General features: G+C 67.3%; 23 protein-coding genes and 1 tRNA gene. 12 read left to right on the forward strand and 12 right to left on the reverse strand.

The window, feature by feature from the left end:
• The first annotated feature begins 84 nt into the window (after nt 1-84).
• Together HDA45_RS19510 and HDA45_RS19515 are read left to right on the forward strand one after the other, a co-directional pair.
• Nucleotides 85-624 (forward strand): YbhB/YbcL family Raf kinase inhibitor-like protein, encoded by a 540-nt coding sequence (locus tag HDA45_RS19510; protein WP_184897353.1) that lies wholly within the window; start codon nt 85-87, stop codon nt 622-624.
• A 62-nt stretch (nt 625-686) separates the two neighbouring features.
• Nucleotides 687-1,127 (forward strand): GNAT family N-acetyltransferase, encoded by a 441-nt coding sequence (locus HDA45_RS19515; protein ID WP_184897362.1) that lies wholly within the window; start codon nt 687-689, stop codon nt 1,125-1,127.
• 9 nt (nt 1,128-1,136) lie between these two features.
• Here HDA45_RS19515 and HDA45_RS19520 read toward each other — a convergent pair whose 3' ends face one another.
• The 3 genes from HDA45_RS19520 to HDA45_RS19530 are packed head-to-tail and all read right to left on the reverse strand — an operon-like array spanning nt 1,137 to nt 2,480.
• Nucleotides 1,137-1,571: a GNAT family N-acetyltransferase gene (locus tag HDA45_RS19520; protein WP_184897364.1), complete on the reverse strand. Its 435-nt coding sequence runs from the start codon at nt 1,569-1,571 to the stop codon at nt 1,137-1,139.
• Between the two features lie 21 nt (nt 1,572-1,592).
• A complete protein-coding gene (locus tag HDA45_RS19525; protein ID WP_184897366.1) occupies nt 1,593-2,153 on the reverse strand; it encodes a TetR family transcriptional regulator in 561 nt (186 codons plus the stop codon).
• Nucleotides 2,154-2,480, reverse strand: a complete 327-nt coding sequence (locus HDA45_RS19530) for a DMT family transporter (protein ID WP_184897368.1) — start codon at nt 2,478-2,480, stop codon at nt 2,154-2,156.
• A gap of 152 nt (nt 2,481-2,632) precedes the next feature.
• Here HDA45_RS19530 and HDA45_RS19535 point away from each other — a divergent pair, with 152 nt between their 5' ends.
• From HDA45_RS19535 to HDA45_RS19545, 3 genes are all read left to right on the forward strand, one after another.
• On the forward strand, nt 2,633-4,927 hold the full coding sequence (locus HDA45_RS19535; protein WP_184897370.1) for a (Fe-S)-binding protein: 2,295 nt from the start codon (nt 2,633-2,635) through the stop codon (nt 4,925-4,927).
• Between the two features lie 305 nt (nt 4,928-5,232).
• Nucleotides 5,233-5,634: a DUF742 domain-containing protein gene (locus HDA45_RS19540; RefSeq protein WP_246480741.1), complete on the forward strand. Its 402-nt coding sequence runs from the start codon at nt 5,233-5,235 to the stop codon at nt 5,632-5,634.
• 30 nt (nt 5,635-5,664) lie between these two features.
• On the forward strand, nt 5,665-6,660 hold the full coding sequence (locus HDA45_RS19545; RefSeq protein ID WP_184897372.1) for a cation diffusion facilitator family transporter: 996 nt from the start codon (nt 5,665-5,667) through the stop codon (nt 6,658-6,660).
• Here HDA45_RS19545 and HDA45_RS19550 read toward each other — a convergent pair.
• Together HDA45_RS19550 and HDA45_RS19555 are read right to left on the reverse strand one after the other, a co-directional pair.
• Nucleotides 6,654-7,346, reverse strand: a complete 693-nt coding sequence (locus HDA45_RS19550) for a CAP domain-containing protein (protein WP_184905809.1) — start codon at nt 7,344-7,346, stop codon at nt 6,654-6,656. The genes HDA45_RS19545 and HDA45_RS19550 overlap by 7 nt on opposite strands.
• Nucleotides 7,347-7,467: 121 nt before the next feature.
• Nucleotides 7,468-7,950, reverse strand: a complete 483-nt coding sequence (locus HDA45_RS19555) for a MarR family transcriptional regulator (RefSeq protein WP_184897374.1) — start codon at nt 7,948-7,950, stop codon at nt 7,468-7,470.
• 73 nt (nt 7,951-8,023) lie between these two features.
• Here HDA45_RS19555 and HDA45_RS19560 point away from each other — a divergent pair, with 73 nt between their 5' ends.
• Nucleotides 8,024-9,217 (forward strand): FAD-dependent oxidoreductase, encoded by a 1,194-nt coding sequence (locus HDA45_RS19560; protein WP_184897376.1) that lies wholly within the window; start codon nt 8,024-8,026, stop codon nt 9,215-9,217.
• Nucleotides 9,218-9,380: 163 nt separating this feature from the next.
• Here HDA45_RS19560 and dcd read toward each other — a convergent pair whose 3' ends face one another.
• Both dcd and HDA45_RS19570 read right to left on the reverse strand, forming a co-directional pair.
• Nucleotides 9,381-9,962, reverse strand: a complete 582-nt coding sequence (gene dcd / locus HDA45_RS19565; RefSeq protein ID WP_016338162.1) for a dCTP deaminase — start codon at nt 9,960-9,962, stop codon at nt 9,381-9,383.
• Between the two features lie 13 nt (nt 9,963-9,975).
• The gene (locus HDA45_RS19570) at nt 9,976-11,181 is read right to left on the reverse strand and encodes an oxygenase MpaB family protein (RefSeq protein WP_184897378.1); all 1,206 of its coding nucleotides are present in this window, start codon (nt 11,179-11,181) and stop codon (nt 9,976-9,978) included.
• A gap of 111 nt (nt 11,182-11,292) precedes the next feature.
• Here HDA45_RS19570 and HDA45_RS19575 point away from each other — a divergent pair.
• The 3 genes from HDA45_RS19575 to HDA45_RS19585 all read left to right on the forward strand — a co-directional run bounded on the left by HDA45_RS19575 (nt 11,293) and on the right by HDA45_RS19585 (nt 12,723).
• Nucleotides 11,293-11,363: transfer RNA gene (locus tag HDA45_RS19575), tRNA-Gly, on the forward strand.
• A 130-nt stretch (nt 11,364-11,493) separates the two neighbouring features.
• Nucleotides 11,494-12,087, forward strand: coding sequence for a YdcF family protein (locus HDA45_RS19580; RefSeq protein WP_184905811.1), 594 nt, complete (start codon nt 11,494-11,496; stop codon nt 12,085-12,087).
• A gap of 111 nt (nt 12,088-12,198) precedes the next feature.
• Nucleotides 12,199-12,723 carry a hypothetical protein gene (locus tag HDA45_RS19585; protein WP_343072109.1) on the forward strand — a complete coding sequence of 175 codons (525 nt, stop codon included), beginning with the start codon at nt 12,199-12,201 and terminating at the stop codon, nt 12,721-12,723.
• Here the strand turns inward: HDA45_RS19585 and HDA45_RS19590 are convergent.
• Nucleotides 12,720-12,983, reverse strand: a complete 264-nt coding sequence (locus tag HDA45_RS19590) for a DUF3892 domain-containing protein (protein ID WP_184897380.1) — start codon at nt 12,981-12,983, stop codon at nt 12,720-12,722. The two genes, HDA45_RS19585 and HDA45_RS19590, sit on opposite strands and share 4 nt — an antisense overlap.
• 74 nt (nt 12,984-13,057) lie before the next feature.
• Between HDA45_RS19590 and HDA45_RS19595 the strand changes: the two genes are divergently transcribed.
• Nucleotides 13,058-13,543: a GNAT family N-acetyltransferase gene (locus HDA45_RS19595; protein ID WP_184897382.1), complete on the forward strand. Its 486-nt coding sequence runs from the start codon at nt 13,058-13,060 to the stop codon at nt 13,541-13,543.
• Here HDA45_RS19595 and HDA45_RS19600 read toward each other — a convergent pair.
• The gene (locus HDA45_RS19600; protein ID WP_184897384.1) at nt 13,540-14,193 is read right to left on the reverse strand and encodes a hypothetical protein; all 654 of its coding nucleotides are present in this window, start codon (nt 14,191-14,193) and stop codon (nt 13,540-13,542) included. The two genes, HDA45_RS19595 and HDA45_RS19600, sit on opposite strands and share 4 nt — an antisense overlap.
• 85 nt (nt 14,194-14,278) lie before the next feature.
• Nucleotides 14,279-14,680, reverse strand: coding sequence for a DUF4279 domain-containing protein (locus tag HDA45_RS19605; RefSeq protein ID WP_184897386.1), 402 nt, complete (start codon nt 14,678-14,680; stop codon nt 14,279-14,281).
• Nucleotides 14,681-14,716: 36 nt separating this feature from the next.
• Here HDA45_RS19605 and HDA45_RS19610 point away from each other — a divergent pair, with 36 nt between their 5' ends.
• A complete protein-coding gene (locus tag HDA45_RS19610; RefSeq protein WP_184897389.1) occupies nt 14,717-15,109 on the forward strand; it encodes a pyridoxamine 5'-phosphate oxidase family protein in 393 nt (130 codons plus the stop codon).
• Nucleotides 15,110-15,143: 34 nt separating this feature from the next.
• Nucleotides 15,144-15,671, forward strand: coding sequence for a GNAT family N-acetyltransferase (locus HDA45_RS19615; RefSeq protein WP_184897391.1), 528 nt, complete (start codon nt 15,144-15,146; stop codon nt 15,669-15,671).
• Here HDA45_RS19615 and HDA45_RS19620 read toward each other — a convergent pair.
• Both HDA45_RS19620 and HDA45_RS19625 read right to left on the reverse strand, forming a co-directional pair.
• Nucleotides 15,668-16,006, reverse strand: a complete 339-nt coding sequence (locus HDA45_RS19620) for an MmcQ/YjbR family DNA-binding protein (RefSeq protein ID WP_184897393.1) — start codon at nt 16,004-16,006, stop codon at nt 15,668-15,670. The two genes, HDA45_RS19615 and HDA45_RS19620, sit on opposite strands and share 4 nt — an antisense overlap.
• 83 nt (nt 16,007-16,089) lie before the next feature.
• Nucleotides 16,090-17,775 (reverse strand): bifunctional metallophosphatase/5'-nucleotidase, encoded by a 1,686-nt coding sequence (locus HDA45_RS19625; RefSeq protein ID WP_184897396.1) that lies wholly within the window; start codon nt 17,773-17,775, stop codon nt 16,090-16,092.
• Nucleotides 17,776-17,793 lie beyond the last annotated feature (18 nt).

A 17,793-nucleotide genomic window follows, 5' to 3' on the forward strand; every position in this document is an offset into this window, starting at 1 on the left:
CCCCCGGAATCATCCCTGAGCCCGCGCCAGGGTCCTCGGGGTCATAACCTGGCGGGGTCATCGGTTCCACGATCAGGAGGACGCATGCCGCAGGCACCCGATCCGTACGACTTCCTGCCCGATCTGCCTGCCTTCACCTTGAGCAGCACCGACATCGAAGAGGGCGGCTTCCTGCCGACACCCCAGCTTTCCGGGATCTTCGGCGCGGGCGGCGAAGATCGTTCCCCGCAGCTGTCCTGGGAGGGTTTCCCCGACGGGACCAAGAGCTTCGCCGTGACCTGCTACGACCCCGACGCCCCCACCGCGAGCGGGTTCTGGCACTGGGCGGTGTTCGACATCCCCGTTTCGGTGAACGCGCTGGCGGCGAACGCGGGCGACGAGGCTGGCTCCGGCCTGCCGGCGGGCGCCGTGACCCTGAAGGGGGACGGCGGCGTCAAGCAGTTCCTCGGCGCCGCGCCGCCGCCCGGACACGGGCCGCACCGGTACATCTTCGCGGTGCACGCTGTCGACGTCGAGAAGCTGGAAGTCGGCGAAGACGCTACGCCGGCTCTGCTCGGCTTCAACCTCTTCAGCCACGCCATCGCGCGGGCGACCCTGACGGCGCTGCACGAGAACAAGGGCTGACTCGGCTTTCCGTGAAGGCCTCCTTCCCTACGCTGAAGGTAGGGAAGGAGGCCTTCACGGACTTGGTCACTCTTCGCACTCTCACGTCGGACGACTGGGCCGGCTGGCGCGTTCTGCGCCTGGCCGCGCTACGCCTCGACCCCGACGTCTTCGGCGCGACGCTCGCCCACTGGGAGGACGCGCCCGAGGAACGTTGGCGCGCAAGGCTCACGGACGTCCCCTTCAACGTCCTCGCGACCCCGGCGGGCATGGTCTCGGCCACTGCCCCCGAGGGCGGTGCGGTCGAGCTTCTGTCGCTCTGGGTCGCCCCTGCCGGCCGCGGCCGCGGCGTCGGGGACGCGCTGGTCACCGCGGTCCTGGAGTGGGCCCGTTCCGTAGGCGCCGAAAGCGTGCGGCTCCGGGTCTACGACCACAACGCGAGAGCAAGGGACCTTTACTATCGCCACGGCTTCTCGGAGACCGGCGAGCCGGAAATCCTCAGCCGGAACCTGGGCGGGGGCTGAAGGGAACTTTCAGGCCTGCCCGTTCGCCCGCGTCCGCTCCATGTACTGACCGTTCGAGGGCTCCGCGAAGCCGAACGGCCGGTACAGCTCGTGCGCGTCGGCGGTGTGCAGCATCCACCGGAACTCCGCCCCCGGCCCGTTCTCGATCATCTCCCGGACCAGTTCCTTGCCGAGCCCCTTGCCGCGCGCGTCGTCGAGGACGAAGACGTCCGCGAGGTACGCGCTGCCGATGGTGTCCGAGAACGCCCTCGCGAAGCCGACAAGGCGGCCGCTCGAAGCTTCGTACGCGCCGACGACGCGCCATGCGTTCCTGAAGACCTTCTCGACCATCTCGCGGTCTCGCCACTTGCCCCAGTAGACGTCGGTGGACAGGCATTTCCACACCACGTCGAGGTCCACCCGAGCCGGGTCGTCGTCCAGTTCGTAAGCGCCGACAGTCCTCATGATCCGAAGCTACCCACCGGGTCAACGAGGTTTCAGCAGGTAGTCCACCACCGGCCGCAGCTCGTCCGCGGACGGCGGCTCGTCGTCGATGAGGCCCTGGATCAGGAGGCCGTCGATACCGGCGAGGAACACGCGGAACGCGACCTCGTCGTCGTGCCGGACCATCGAGGTGAGCACGTCCAGCCAGCGCCGCGCGGCGGGCCGCAGCTCGGGTTTGCGCGCGGCCAGCAGGTACAGCTCGTACTCCGCCATCGTCCGCCCGCGGCGCGGTCCCAGCGCCTGCGCGAGCAGTCCGGCGACCTCTTCCGCGCCGCGGCTGCCGCGGGATCGGGCCCTGTCGATCATCCAGTAGACCTCGGTCGCCATATCCCTCGCGCACGAGATGAGGGTCGCGATCAGGAGGTCGTCGAGGCTGGAGAAGTGGTACGTCGTCGAAGCCGTCGGCACGCCCGCCTCGGTGGCGACCGTCCGATGGGTGACGCCGGCGACGCCGTCCCGTTCGATCACCCGCAGCGCGGCCGCGATGATCTCCTCGCGCCGCTTCTCGCCCCTGGCCTTCCGGCCGTCGACCTGGATCTTCACTTAGTGCGCGCTCCCTGCCTCGATCAACACGACACCGCCGACCACCAGCGCCAGCCCGGCGATCACGGCGAAGTTGACCGGCTCCTTGAAGAAGACGATGCCGACCGCCGCCACCAGCGCGACACCGGCCGCGGCCCAGATCGCGTAGGCGACGCTCACCGGCACGCCCGCCTTCAGAACGTACGCGAGCGCGACGAACGCGAAGGCGTATCCGACCACCACGACGATCGACGGTCCCACCTTGCTGAAGCCCTCGGAGAGTTTCAACGAGACCGTCGCGGTTACCTCTGCTGCAATCGCGAAAGCGAGGAGAAGGTACGCACCCATGTCACAAAAACTACCTGGACGATCGTCTTAAAACAAAGAGAGGTGTACACCACATCGGTGGGACTTGGGCGCGGTCAGTGGGTTACCCATCAGTAAGAAGCATTAGTCTGCCCCCACCACCACAGCTTCACTCGGACGAAAGGCACCCGATGATGGGCGCTGTACAGCTGACGCTCGGCGGGATCGCGGTCCTGCTCGGCGTCGTCGCCTGGGGAATGTTCTTCGCGACCATCGCCCGCTTCGTGCGGGTGATCCGCCTCGGGCAGCCCGACTCGACCCGCAACGGCCCGTTCATGCCGCGGATGAAGACCTTGATCAAGGAATTCGCCGCGCACACCCGCATGAACAAGGTCAAGAGCGTCGGCCCGGCGCACTGGCTGGTCATGTGGGGCTTCCTGCTCGGGTCGCTGGCCCTGTTCGAGGCGTACGGCGAAGTGTTCGTCCCGACCTGGGGCTGGCCCATCCTCGACGACTGGTCGCTGTTCCAGCTGCTCATGGAGCTGCTCGGCGTCGGCACCATCGTCGGCATCCTGGTGCTGATCTGGATCCGGCAGAAGAACCACCCGCGCCGTGCCGACAGGCAGTCCCGCTTCCAGGGCTCCAACTTCAAGTGGGCGTACTTCATCGAGGCCGTCGTGCTCATCGAGGGCATCGGCATCATCGGCGTCCGCGCCGCGAAGTCCGCGCTGAACGTCCACGAGACCCCGGTCTGGGCCGCGTTCGTCTCGCATCCGATCGGTGAGCTGCTGCCCGCCAGCCCGAATCTGGTCTCGGTGTTCGCGTTCGTCAAGCTGATGAGCGCCACGATCTGGCTGTTCGTCATCGCGCGCACGATGACCATGGGCATCGCCTGGCACCGGTTCAGCGCCTTCTTCAACATCTACTTCAAGCGCGAGGCCGACGGTGGCGTCGCGCTCGGCGCGCTCAAGCCGATGATGAGCAACGGCAAGGTGCTCGACCTCGAAGAGGCGGACCCCGACGAGGACACCTTCGGCGTCGGCAAGGTCGAAGACTTCAGCTGGAAGGGCTGGCTGGACTTCTCCACCTGTACCGAATGCGGTCGCTGCCAGTCGCAGTGTCCCGCGTGGAACACCGGCAAGCCGCTTTCGCCGAAGCTGCTCATCACGCAGCTTCGCGACCACGCCTACGCGAAGGCGCCGTACCTGCTCGCGGGCGGCAAGCGCGACATGGCGGGCGACGAAGTCGGCCTGTCTGGTGACGACATGTACGCGGGCATCGACGTCCTCGCGATCGCGGAGTCGCAGAAGGCGCTCATCGGCGACGACGGCGGCGTCATCGACCCCGAGGTGCTGTGGTCCTGCACCTCCTGCGGCGCGTGCGTCGAGCAGTGCCCGGTGGACATCGAGCACGTCGACCACATCGTCGACATGCGCCGCTACCAGGTGATGATCGAGTCCGCGTTCCCCAGCGAGCTCAACGGGATGTTCAAGAACCTGGAGAACAAGGGCAACCCGTGGGGCCAGAACGCCAAGGACCGGCTCGCCTGGACCGAGGACCTGGAGTTCGAGGTGCCGGTGTTCGACGGCGACCTCGGCGAGGCCGAGTACCTCTTCTGGGTCGGCTGCGCCGGCGCGTTCGAGGACCGCGCGAAGAAGACCACGCGGGCCGTCGCGGAGCTGCTGCACATCGCGGGCGTCAAGTACACGGTGCTCGGCTCGGAGGAGTCCTGCACCGGTGACCCGGCCCGCCGCGCGGGCAACGAGTTCCTGTTCCAGATGCTGGCGCAGCAGAACGTCGAGATCCTGAACTCGGTGTTCGAGGGCCGTGAACGCAAGGCGCGCAAGGTGGTCGTCACCTGTGCTCACTGCTTCAACACCCTCGCGAACGAGTACCCGGAACTCGGCGGCCAGTTCGACGTCGTGCACCACACGCAGCTGCTCAACCGCCTGGTGCGAGAGAAGCATCTGACCCCGGTGGCGCCGGTCGCCGAGGACGTCACCTATCACGACCCGTGCTACCTGGGCCGCCACAACAAGGTCTACGACGCTCCCCGTGAGCTCGTCGGGGCCACCGGCGCGACGCTGCGGGAGATGCCGCGGCACGGCGACCGGTCGATGTGCTGCGGCGCGGGCGGCGCGCGGATGTGGATGGAAGAGAAGATCGGCAAGCGGATCAACGTCGAGCGCGTGGACGAGGCCCTCGGCACCGCGCCGTCGAAGATCGCGACCGGCTGCCCGTTCTGCAAGGTGATGCTCAATGACGGTCTCACCGCGCGCCAGAGCGACGGTCAGGCGAGCGAGAAGGTCGAGATCGTCGATGTCGCGCAGCTGCTGCTGACAGCCGTCAAGCGCAAGCCGGAGCCGCAGCTGGTCCCGGCGGGAGCGCCGTCCTTGGACGCCGTCTCAGATGCTGAACTCGGCGCGGAGACCGAGAATCCCACCGACGAAGTGCCTACCGGAACACCGCTTCCGGAGGAGGACAAGTAGAACGTCGAGGTCGGAGGGAACATTCTCTCGCACATAATGCGAGAGAATGTTCCCTCTTGTTTTATCCACGACGCGCCTTTTGACTCACTTACCCGTTCGGCGGTACACGGCGGCGATAGTCTGGCGTTTCCTCGGTGCCGTTGCCGTCCGCGAGATTGCTTTCGGCGACAGAGAAAAAGGGGGCAGGGAAAGCAATGGGCAACAGGCACGAACTCCGTACGCGCAAGGAACACCGCCTCGCGATGCCGGGATCGTCGTCCCTTCGCCCGATGACCCGCCTCCCTTCGGCCGCGGCACTCGCCCGGATGGCTCAGGAAGCGACCATCCCCAGCATCCCGGCCGCCCGGCGGCCGCCACGGCAGGAACGTCAACGCACGCGCGTCCGCCCGTACGTCCGCACGGGCGGACGCACGCAGTCCAAGCGGAACTTCGCCATCGAAGCGATGATTTCCGTCCGGAACGACGCGCCGTGGAGCGCGCCGGGGTTCAGTGTCGAATTCCATTCGGTCCGATCTCTGTGCCGTCGTCCGACTTCCGTCGCCGAAGTAGCGGCGTCACTAAGCGTTCCGCTCGGCGTTGCAAAGGTCCTTTTGGGTGATATGGCCGAACTCGGTCTGGTTACCGTTCATGAAACGCAGGCTGAATTCGACGGTCATCCGGCACTCGCCTTGATGGAACGCGTCCTGCAGGGTTTGCGTCGTCTGTGAGATCGGCGCACTCGCACTACGCTACTCGAGGTGAGTGAAGAATCCGGCGGCGAAAGCACCCTGACCGTAGTGCTGGCGGGCGGGGTGAACCTCGCCATCGCGGTGCTGAAACTGATCGCCGGGATCATCACCGGCTCGGGCGCGATGCTGTCGGAAGCCGCGCATTCGATGGCCGACACGATCACCGAAGTACTCCTGCTGACAGCGCTGAAACGTTCGGACCGCCCCGCCGACCGCGTCCACCCCTTCGGCTACGGCAAGGAGCGGTACTTCTGGTCGCTGCTCGCGGCGGTGTCGATCTTCGCCTCCGGCGCGATGTTCGCGCTCTACGAGGGCTTCTCGACGGTGTTCGGCGAAGCGACCGAGCAGACCGATCCGATCGTCGGCTACATCGTCCTCGCGATCGCCTTCGTCCTCGAGTCCGTCTCGTGGGTCCAGGCCGTACGGCAGGTGCGGCGCGACGCCGCCGAAGCGGACCAGAAGATCTCGGTCTACCTGCGCATGATCGACGACCCGGCGCCGAAGACCGTCCTGTTCGAGGACTCGGCCGCGCTGATCGGCCTGCTGCTCGCGTTCGCCGGGATCGGGCTGCACCAGCTCACCGGATCGCATGTCTGGGACGGTGCGGCGTCGATCGCGATCGGTGTCCTGCTGGCGCTGGTCGCCTACGTGCTCGGGCGCACCAACCGCGGCCTGCTGATCGGCAGGCAGGCTGATCCGAGGCTGGTGCGCAGGGTTCGGGACCATCTGGTGGGCGCGCCCGAGATCGAGGCCGTCGTCGACCTGCAGACCATGCTGATGGGCACCGATCAGGTGCTCGTGTGCGCTCGCGTCGACTTCGACGACTCACTGGGCGCGGCGGACGTCGAACGCGCCTGCGTGCGAGTGGCGACCGAGCTGACGCGGACTTTCGGCGACATCACCGAGGTGTTCATCGAACCGGTCCCGCGTACGGATCCCGAGCTGCGAGCGACGGTGCTGGCCCGCTACGGCGACATCGCCGAACGATGGGACAAGCGTCAGTAGCCGAAGTTCTGCGTCCAGTACATACCCTTGGTGTTGACGCCGACGCCGATCTTCTTCAGCTTGCAGTTGAGGATGTTCGCGCGGTGGCCCTCGGAGTTCATCCAGGCGTCCATCACCTTGGCGGCGTTCGACTGCCCCTTGGCGATGTTCTCGGCGCCGGGCTTGTCGTAGCCGGCGGCCCGGATGCGCTGGTCGAACGTGGTGCCTTCCGGCGTGGTGTGCGAGAAGTAGTTGCGGGCGGACATGTCGTCGCTGTGGCCCTGCGCCGCCGCGGCGAGATGCGACTCGTTGCTCACCGGCGAGCAGCCCGCGTCGGCGCGCTCGGAGTTCACGAGGTCGATGACCTGACCGGCGAGTGAACTGTCCTGCGAGCGGGGCGGCACCGGCGCCTTGCTCGACGTGGGCTTGGGAGCCTCGGAGGACTGGACGGGCGGCTCAGCCGGAGCGGAGGAGGAGCTGGGCGCGGCCGAGGAGGTCGGAGGAGCTTCCGAAGACGACGTCGGCGCGGACGAGCCGGGCCCGGGACCGGCCGGTGCGGGGGCCGACGTCTGACCGAGGTAGGCGGGAGGCATCGCGAGTGCGTCGCCGGGTCTGCCCTTGGTGTCGGGGACGCTCAGTGACAGGTTACTCAGCGCAGTGCCCTGGAACCGATCGGTCACCATCAGGTAGCTCGCGCTGGCGATCACCCCGCCCAGCAGGACGCTGAGCGTGACAAGCAGTAACCGGCTTCGTGTTCTATTGGGGGACACGGGGCCGAAAACTATCACGAACTGGTTACGGCAATACCCCCGAAAGTAGTAATACCGGTCAGCGGTCGCGTGGGGTGCCCTGGTTTTTGGTGATCAACTCGGTGGACTCATGGGTGATGGCGGTCGCGTCGGCCAGAAACCGCAGCACTGTCTCGAGTTCAACGTCCGAGTACCCCTCGCAGGCCTCGCGAACCCGCCTCACCAGGTGATCCCACATCGGCGCGGCGGAGGCCATCATCGCCCCGTCGATCTCGATGAGCACCTTCCGCCGATCCTCGGGATGCGGCTTTCGCGCGACGATCCCCTTGTCCACGAGCCTGTCGATGAGCGCGGTGATCGACGCGGGCGCCAGCCCCGAGAGCTGCGAGAGAGCCTTCGGCGTCTGGGGACCGAAGCGGGCGAGGTAGTCGGCCACCTTGCTCTCCACCGCCGAGAGGCCACTCCGCTCGGCGATCGCCGTATGGAACATGACCGTCTCGGTGGACAGCGCCCGCGACCCGCCGAGGATCCGCTCGACCAGTTCCGCTCGCTCGCTTGACACGTCGGCCAGCCTAGCGGAGTCTTTAGTTCGATAGAACGAATTAGTTTCTAAGAGATTCGATGGGGTGAACGATATGGCGAAGGTACTGGTCGCCGGTGGGGGTATCGCGGGCACGATCACGGCGATCGCACTGCACGAGACGGGGCACGAGCCGGTGATCCACGAGGCGTACGACCGGACCGCCGAGGGGGTCGGGGCGTTCCTGACCCTCGCGTTGAACGGCCTCGACGCCTTGGCGCCGCTGGGCCTGAAAGACCTGGTCAAGGAGCTGGGATTCGACACGCCGCGGATCAAAATGCACCTGGGGAACGGCCGCGAACTAGCGGATTTCGCGCTCGGCGGGCAGTTGGAGGACGGCACCCTGAGCCAGACCGTGCTGCGCTCGGACCTCTACGTCGGCCTTCGCGACGAAGCCGTCAGACGCGGCATCGAAGTCCGCTACGGCAAACGTCTGGCCGACGCGCGCGACACCGGCGACAGCGTCCTCGCGACGTTCGAGGACGGCTCGTCGTCCGAAGGCGACCTGCTGATCGGCGCGGACGGGCTCCGGTCGCGGGTGCGGGAGATCATCGACCCGCGGGCTCCGTCACCGCGCTACGTGCCCCTGCTGAACACCGGCGGGCTGGCCGAAGGCCTGCGGCTGGACGACGAACCCGGCGTCATGCACATGACGTTCGGCAAGCGGCTGTTCTTCGCGCACGTCGTCCATCCGGACGGCGGCGTCTGGTGGTTCGCGAACGTCCCCCGGAAGCATGAGCCGACCGCCGCGGACCTCGCCGCGATGACCGGCGGCGCCTGGCGTGAGGACCTGATCCGGCAACTCGCGGTGGACCGCACCCCGGCCGTCGAGATCGTGCGGGCGACGCGGGAGGTCTACCGGCCGTGGGCGACGTACGACTTCCCGACCGTGCCGACCTGGCGGACGGGCCGGATGGTCATCATCGGCGACGCCGCCCACGCGACCTCACCGGCGGCGGGCCAAGGCGCCGCGATGGCCATCGAAGACGCCGTCACGCTGGCGCGATGCCTGCGTGACGTGCCCTCGATCCCGAAAGCTCTCGCCGCCTACGAAGGGCTACGCCGCGAGCGCGTCGAGGCCGTCGTCGAGCGCGGTAAACGCAACGGTGACGCCAAGGCCGTCGGGCCCGTCGGACGGGTGATCCGGGACTTCTTCATCACGCGGGCGTTCAAGAACCCGCCGAAGGAGGATCCGAACGCCTTCATGTGGCGGCACCGGATCGACTGGGAAGCCCCTGTCGCGGGCTGACGTCTCCCCAAGGGCGCCCAGCGCCCGACGGAGACTTCACCGTCGAGCGCCCTCTTGCGGGCCGGAGGCCCACGGAAACTCGATGAAGGGGCGTTCACACCCGGCGCAAGCCTGGTACACAACGTCGCCCCTTCGGCGAGTTTCCGTCAGCGCTCGACAAATATCACCGCCAGGTGTCGACGCGGTGGAAGTTCTTGTACGCGCGGCTCGGGGTCGGTCCCCGCTGCCCCTGGTAGCGCGAACCGGCCTCGTTCGAGCCGTACGGGAACTCCGCGGCGCTGGACAGGCGGAAGATGCAGAGCTGGCCGATCTTCATTCCCGGCCAGAGCGTGATCGGCAGGTTGGCCACGTTGGACAGTTCCAGCGTGATGTGGCCCGAGAAGCCCGGGTCGATGAAGCCCGCTGTCGAGTGCGTGAGCAGGCCGAGACGGCCGAGGGAGGACTTGCCCTCGAGGCGGCCGGCGAGATCGTCGGCGAGCGTGACGGTCTCGTAAGTCGAACCCAGCACGAACTCACCGGGGTGGAGGACGAAGGGGTCCTCGCCCTCCTTCTCGACCAGCGACGTCAGCTCGTCCTGCTGGAGCTGCGGGTCGATATGCGTGTACTTGCTGTTGTCGAACACGCGGAAGAAGCGGTCGAGGCGCACGTCGATGCTCGACGGCTGGACCATCGTCGGGTCGAACGGGTCGACGCCGAGACGGCCGGCGTCGAGCTCTTTACGGAGGTCACGGTCGCTGAGGAGCACGCGCTCAGCGTAGTCAAGCGGCCTTCATGTGCCTGCCGTAGGTGGTGTCGGGCCGGAACACCCTGGCGACCTGCCGGAGGTAGTGGCGCCGTCCGGCGGCCCCGATCAGCTCCTGGAGCGCCGTCGCCCCTGGCACCACGCGCCGGACCGTCTCGGCGGCGAAGTTGACTCCCGCCACCGCGACCACGGCCGCTTGAGCGATCGGATCGTCGGGCAGCTCCAGGAAGTCGGCGTTGGTCTTTCCGAGGAGAAGCCTGCTGATCGCCCCGTGCCCCGCGACCGAAACGTGGGCGAGAACCTTGCCGAGCGCGCCCCGGCCCTCACCGATCCCGGCGTGGGACTTCATGAGCGCCGCGGCGAGCCGCTTGGAGTCGTCGTCGGGGATGAACTCGGTGGTGGCGAGCAGCCACAGCAGACGCCAAGCGTCTTCCTCGCCGGCGGGCAGCAGTTCCTCGTCGACCCCCATCAGCCAGCCGACGTAACGCCAAAGGTGCAGGATGTCGGCGCGCTCGCGGTCGCTGTAGCGGAGCCCGAGCAGTTGCGTGCCGAAGACGTAGACGAGGGAGAAGAGCAGGAGCGTGCCCGCGGTCTGGACCTGATTGACCGGCTTGTCCCACGCGGCGTAATCCCAGTCCTTGCGGCGGTTCATGGCCGCGCGGACGTGCGCGTGCACCACCCGCACCCGCAACGCGGACTCGTACCCGCGCCCGCCGAGCACCAGCGCTCCCGGTGTCGTCACGTGAATCCACCAGGTCGCCGTCTCGACGAGCCGACGAGCCGCCTTGTACTCAATCTCGCCAGTGCCGACGAGCGACTTCGTCGCGCGCGACGCGAGATAGCCGCCCATCAGCGAAACGTCACCGAGCGGAAAGAGACCGAGCAACCCGGCTCGCGTGATCGCCCGCGCCCCTCGATCCAGCCGCTCCGGATCGACCCAGTACGGTGTCGCCTCGACGTTGCGGAAGAAGGCTTCGAGCTCCTCCGGCGGACTCTCGACGCTGTCGATACCTTGTTTCAGCGCCTGTTCGAACTGTCCTTGGGCACCTTCTCGCAACAGCGGCACCAACACGTCCGCCGCCGGATCCTCCCGCTGCGCGAACTTCCGCAACCGGGCCACCTGACTCTCGTCGCCCCTGATGTCACCGTCGATGAAGAGCCTCGACGCGACCCGGAACCCGCCTTGGCGGAACAGTTCGGGGTCAGGCAACCTCTCGCCCATCCGGATCACCTCCGATGTAGACAACAAGTGTTGTCACTTCAAGGCGGCGACGTCAAGGTGGGCGGGGTCTTGGCAAGGAGAGATCCGGACCATGTATGCTGGCCGAGCACTGCGGATGTAGTTCAATGGTAGAACATCAGCTTCCCAAGCTGAATACGCGGGTTCGATTCCCGTCATCCGCTCTCTTGCGAAAGCCCCAGGTCAGTGGATGTCCACTTAGGACCTGGGGCTTTTGCTTTGGAGTCCCCCGTGGCCGCGACCCTGCCGGATGATCTCCGCGCCGATGTCCAAACGCTGTGGGACTACCACGACATGCGCCACGCGCTCCGGCCCGCGGACGTCGGGATCGGACTCGGCAGCCACGACCTCGGCGTCGCCACCTTCGCCGCGAAACTGTTCCACGCCGGGATGTTCCCGCTCATCGTCTTCACCGGAGCCAACGCGCCGACCACCCTCGAACGCTTCCCGTGCGGCGAGGCCGTCCACTACCGCGAACATGCGCTTGAGCTGGGCGTACCAGATGACGCCATCCTGGTCGAGCCCGAGGCGCGGAACACCGGGGACAACATCACGCTCACTCGCGTACTGCTGGAGACTCGCAGCATCTCGGCCGAATCAGTCATTCTCATCTCTCGGCCGTACCAGCAGCGGCGCGCCTTCGCGACCTGCAAGAAGCTCTGGCCCGAGGTCGACGTCATCTGCGCTTCCAGGCCACTGCCGCTGGACGAGTACATCAAGAGCATCGGCGACGTGGACCGCGTCATCAACATGCTCGTCGGTGACACTCAACGGATCACCGTCCATGCCGAGCGTGGTTTCGCTGTCCCGCAGGAAGTTCCAACCGAGGTCGACCGTGCTTATGGGCGACTGGTGAAAGCGGGCTACCAAGAACGCTTACTTGACTAGTTTCCAGAAAACGGCGACGCGGCGACTCAGCGTCCGACTGGGTTTCAGTCTGTTCCTGAGCGCTGCCCAGGTTCGGGACCCCTCCCCGCCGTCCCCGCCTACCGTCCCAGCGTGCGGAGAAAATCGAGCGACAGCACCGCGGCCGCCTTGCTGACCCTTGTGGCAGGGGCGGTGTTGCTCCCGCTCTTGATGGTCGGCGCGATCTTCCTCATCATCGGACTCAACGCGGGCAGCGGCCCGGGCCCGTACACCGTCCTTTTCGCCAAGGCGGGCGACGAATGCGAAAGGATCGGGCAGTACCTCGACGCGTCCACGGGCGAGCCGCTGAGTTGCAGCGGTCCGGGAGGATTCCGGACGTCCTCGCTCGACTTCCCCGGTTTCTCTCGTGAACAGAACGACGAGGTCCGCCGCTGGCTGACCACGTTGCTGCGGGACGGCGAGCTGAGCCTCTTCGACCAGCGTGCGATCCAAGGCAAGGTCGAGGGGATCGCGGCTGAATTGCCGCCGGGGACACGGGTCGAGCGAGAGTCCGGCACGACGAGGATCTGGATCGGCGCGGGCTTGACGGGCGCCGGGCTGCTTCTGGGTTCCGGCTTCGCCCGGCAGTGGCTTCAGAACCGCCGGAGCGGTTTTTAGCCGACGAGCGGCAAACTGTCCAGGTTGTTCCGCAAGGTCGCGTCGGCCTCGGACTTCAGCGTGCCGACTCCGCAGGAGCAAGCCCATTTGCGTACATAGGCTTTGCGGCCGTCGGCGTCGGTGAAGTACCGGTCGCCGTCGTCCATCGACGCGTAGACGTCGTCGACCCGCACCAAGTCGTCGCCGCGGCCGACGGCCAGGATGTGGCCGCCGGCGGTGCAACCGGTCTGAACGGTGCAGACGATCTCGTACTCGGTCATCCGAACTCCTCGGGTCGCGAAAGTTCGTTGCGCTCAGAGGTCGGGCCGGACGGGGTGGTTGTTACGGTGCGGGCATGGAGATCCGGGAGATCACCGCGGACGACTGGGCGCAGGTCTGGCCGATCGTGCGCGAAGTGGTGCGGGCGGCGGACACGTACACCTACGACCCCGACCTCACCGAAGAAACCGCGCGAGGACTTTGGGCGGAGACGCCGCCGAGCCGGACGGTGGTCGCGGTCGAGGACGGCAGGGTGCTCGGCACGGCCAAGATGGGCCCGAACCGCGAAGGGCCCGGGTCGCATGTGTCGACGGCCAGTTTCATGGTCGACAAGGACGTTCGCGGCAAGGGCGTCGGCAGTGCGCTGTGCGCGCATGTCCTGGATTGGGCCAGGGAACAGGGTTTCGCGGGGATGCAGTTCAACGCGGTCGCCGAGTCGAACGTGGCCGGGATCCGGGTCTACGAACGGCTCGGGTTCGAGATCGTCGGAACGGTGCCGGGCGCGTTCGAACACCCGGCGCTGGGGCGCATCGGGCTGCACATCATGTACTGCGGCTTCTAGCCTTCGACGAGTTCCCAAGGGGCGTCGGCGCTGGCACGGTCGTAGACCTGGCCGGGCGCGGCGCTCAGGACCAGCGCGACGTCCGGGTACAGCGTGACGGCGTGCTCCATCTCCAGTGCTTCGACCTCGAAGTCCTCGTCCTCCGGCACCTGGAAGCCGACGAGCAGCCAGCTGCCGTCGGCCTCGCGCACGACCTGGCGCACGGCGCGGGCCGGGGCGGCGGGGTCGGTGGAGATCTCGGCGAGTTCGGTGCTCACCTGGACTTCTTCCAGCGGCGAGCCCGGGTGCGTCCACGCCGCGAGGCGGGCGGCGCGCACGAGGAGGTCTTCGTCGTCGTCATCCGAGTCGGCGACCGAACTCAGCAGCCACGCGCGCCGTTCCGGGTCCCAGTCGGCGGCCATGCCGGTGGGGAGGCCGGCGAGAGCCGCGAGTTCGGGGATGAGGTCGACCGCGTCCCGCAGGGGCAGCGCGCCGAACGCGTCGCGGTTGAGCTCCATGTCCTCGGAGAACTCGTTGCCGTCGCTGATGAACCAGTCACCGTCGTCGTCCAGTACGACGAACGCGAGGTTCGACGGGTCCTCCACCAGCGACCGGGAGATGATGACCGGCGACTCCGGATCCTGGCGCAGCGGCCAGCTCTCGCTCGACATCCTGGGCTCCCAACGGGGTTGTCCGGCTGTGGGGCACCATCCCACCATCTCCGGCGTTCCCGCCGCGCACCGGCTCAGCGGAAGGTCATTCGCTGAGGTCGTACTCGTCGACGTCCAGCGCGGCGGCGGCTTCGGTGAGGAACGCGATCACGGCGGGTGAGAGGTGCCAGCCGAATTCCTCGCCGCCGTCCCGGTGGTGGAAGTAGCGCACCACTTGCAGTACCGCGCTCACGCCCTCGTCCACCAGCCTCCGGATTCCCGGCCGGACCGGGGCGAGCCTGCCGATCACGCTCTCGATCTGGTCGTCGACGGGGCCGGGACCGCGATGCGTCACCTTCCAGGTGTGCATCCGCGGCAACCGATGCTCGACGGACCGCGAACCCAGTACCAGAGCCTCGTCGGGCTCCATGCCGAGCCGCGCGGTGATCTCCCCGGCGGACACGGTTTCGCTCTTCAAGGCGAAGTAGCAGTACTGGTGGACCTTCATACGCCCGGCACCCTAGCTTTCAGGCAGGCTGACCAGGTGAAACGTGATCAATCGCTTATCGAACGTCTCGCGCGGGAGCGCAACGCCTGGTTGTGCACGCTCCGCCCGGACGGTTCGCCGCACGTCACGCCGGTGTGGTTCGTATATCTCGACGACGTCTTCTGGATCGGCAGCGGCGCGCGGAACGTGAAGGTGCGCAACGTCGGCAACGATCCGCGCGTCAGTCTCGCGCTCGAAGACGGCGACGCTCCCGTGGTCGCCGAGGGTCTGGCGCGCGTCCATCGAGGGACGCTGCCCGAAGGCGTTCTCGACGCGCTGGCGGCGAAGTACGACGGTTGGGCGGCCGGCGAGGAGATCGAACCGTTCGGCGCCAGAGTCCTCATAGAAGTCCCCGTAAAGCGGTGGCTGCTCCAGGGTGTCGCCCAATAGTCTGGAAAGTCCGATACCGATCTTGGGATGGACGATGCTGACCGGTGAACTGATCCGTCTGCGGCCGCTGGAGCCCGAGGACGCGGACACGCTGTGGCGCTGGAACAACGACCCGGACGTCATGCGCTGGATGATGGCGGACCACCCTGAATCGCTCGCGCAGATCCGCGAGCGCTATACCCACCTCAAGCCCAACAGCTTCGAGCGCGCGAGCTTCGCGATCGAGAGCCTCGCCGTCGGCACGCTGATCGGCACCTGCACCCTGCGCGACGCCACCCCGGAACAGGGCCGCGCCGAACTCGACATCTATCTCGGCGAGAAGGACCACTGGGGCGGCGGCTACGGCACCGACGCCATGCGCACGCTTTGCCGCTACGGCTTCGACATGATGCGGCTGCACATGATCGCGCTGTGGGTCGTGGTCGGCAACGAGGCCGCGATCCACATCTACAAGAAGCTCGGGTTCCAGATCGACGGCAGGCATCGGCAGTCGTTCCGCGGCCCGGACGGCCAGTGGCACGACGAGTACCTGATGAGCATGCTCGAGGGGGAACTCCGCTAGTCGTCCAGACCTCTCGTGAGCCTGGCGGGTGCCTTCATCCGCCAGGCCTCTTCGATGAGCTCACGCAACTGCGCCTTCTCGACCTTCTCCAGGTCGACGAGGATCGCGCCGTAGCCGTCGTAGTGCGGAGTGGTGAAGTACGCGGGGTCGCCGGAAGCCAGCAGGGCCTCCTTCTCCGCGTGCTCGCACAGAAGCATCAGCCCGCCCTCGGCCTCGGTGCGCAGCCGGGCGAAGTTCTTGCCCGCGACCTTGAGCGACGGTGTGCGGTACGAAGTGGATTCCTCGACCTCCGGCAGCTTGGCCGCCAGGTCCACGACTTCTTCCCAGGTCGTCATGGCGGCCATTGTGCCCTGGGTCACGTGGGTCGTGAGTGACGATTCGGGTCGGAAATCCGAATCGCCACTCACGACCGGCGCGGCTACGGCAGGGCGATGATCCGGTCCGCGGCGGGCGGCGCGACGTTCGGGTGCGCCGCGAAGTACGCGATCAGCGCGTCCAGGTCCACCGGGCCACCTGACAGATCGGTCCCCTTCGTGAACTCGGTGAAGCCGTCCCCACCGGCGGCGAGGAAGTTGTTCACCGAAACGCGGTACGACGCCGCCGGGTCGATCGGCGTGCCGTTGAGCGTCAGGTCCGAGATCCGCGAACCGGCGGGCGCCGAAGCCGAGAACGAGTACTTCAGCGACTTCGAGATCTGCAGCGTCCGCACGATCCCGTTCGCCTGCCACTGCTGCTCGAGCACGGTCTTCAGATTCGCCCCGGTGAGCGTGATCGTCTGCATGATGTTCGCGAACGGCTGCACGGCGAACGCCTCGCCGTAGGTCACCACACCGTCGCCTTCACCCGCGGACGAGGACGCGTAGGTGAAGTCCGTGCGGATACCGCCCGGGTTCGTCATGGCGATCTGCGCGCCGTTCGACTGCGTGGCCTCGAGCTGGGCGTCGGCGATGACGTCGCCCAGCGGCGACTCACCGGAGGGCGCGCCCTTGGCGACCAGGTCCGCGGTGATGGTGCCGACGGCCTTGTTCGCGATCGGCGCGGCCTTGACCTTGGCCTCGTCGATCAGCTTCTGCACGTCGGCGTCCGGCGTGACGTCGCGAGTGACGATCTCGTTGTGCGCCTTGGCCTCGCCACGCACGACGTCGCGGGTCCGGCGGTCGATCTTCAGGTCGACGACGGACAGGAGCCGTCCGAACGACGCGCCCTGGATCACCGGGCGCGGCTTGCCTTCGGGGTCGTTGATCACGCAGTTGTACTGCTGGTGGCTGTGCCCGGTGAAGATCGCGTCCACTTTGGACGAAACCTTCTGCGCGATGGCCGTCGCGGCGCCCGGCTTGACCTTGCACTCGTCGGGCCCGGCGGTCTCGGAGTTGTCACCCTGGTGCAACAGCACGACCTGTGCCTTGACACCGAAGAGATCGAGCAGCTTGGCGGTGCGGTCGATCGCCTGGACCTCGTCGCCGAACTTGAGGCCCTTGATCGCCTCCGGGGTGACGACCTGCGGCAGATCCTTCAGCGTCGCGCCGATGACGCCGATCGGGACGCCACCGGAGAACTCGATGCTGAACGGCAGCAACGCCGGGAAGCCGTTCTCGTAGTACACGTTGGACCCGAGGAACGGGAAGTTCGCGCCCTTGAAGGACTTCCGGAACTGGCAGCCGTCGGTCGGATGGCAGCCGCCGTTCTGGATCCGGCGGAGTTCCTTGAGGCCCTCGTCGAATTCGTGGTTGCCCACCACGGACGCGTCGACGCCGAGCAGGTTCAGCAGCTCGACGGTCGGCTCGTCGTGGAACAACGCCGAGATCACCGGCGACGCGCCGATGCTGTCACCGGCCGAAAGCACGACGGAGTTGCGCGCTTCGCCGCGAAGCCGCTTCAGGTGCGTCGCGAGGTAGGCGGCACCGCCCGCGTTGACCGTCGCGCCACCGGGCAGCGTGACGCGGCCGCTGGAGCCGGACGGCGGTTCGAGGTTGCCGTGCAGATCGTTGAACGTGACGATCCGGACGTCGGTGGTGGCCGGTGCGGCGGACGCGGGCGCGGCGACGGTGGCCAGCGCGGTCAGCGCGGCACCGGCGACGACGGCCAGCCTGGTAGAGAGCTTCATTCTTCCTCCGATTCGCGG

Origin of the sequence: Amycolatopsis umgeniensis (genome assembly GCF_014205155.1) — a bacterium.
GTDB classification, from domain to species: Bacteria; Actinomycetota; Actinomycetes; order Mycobacteriales; family Pseudonocardiaceae; genus Amycolatopsis; species Amycolatopsis umgeniensis.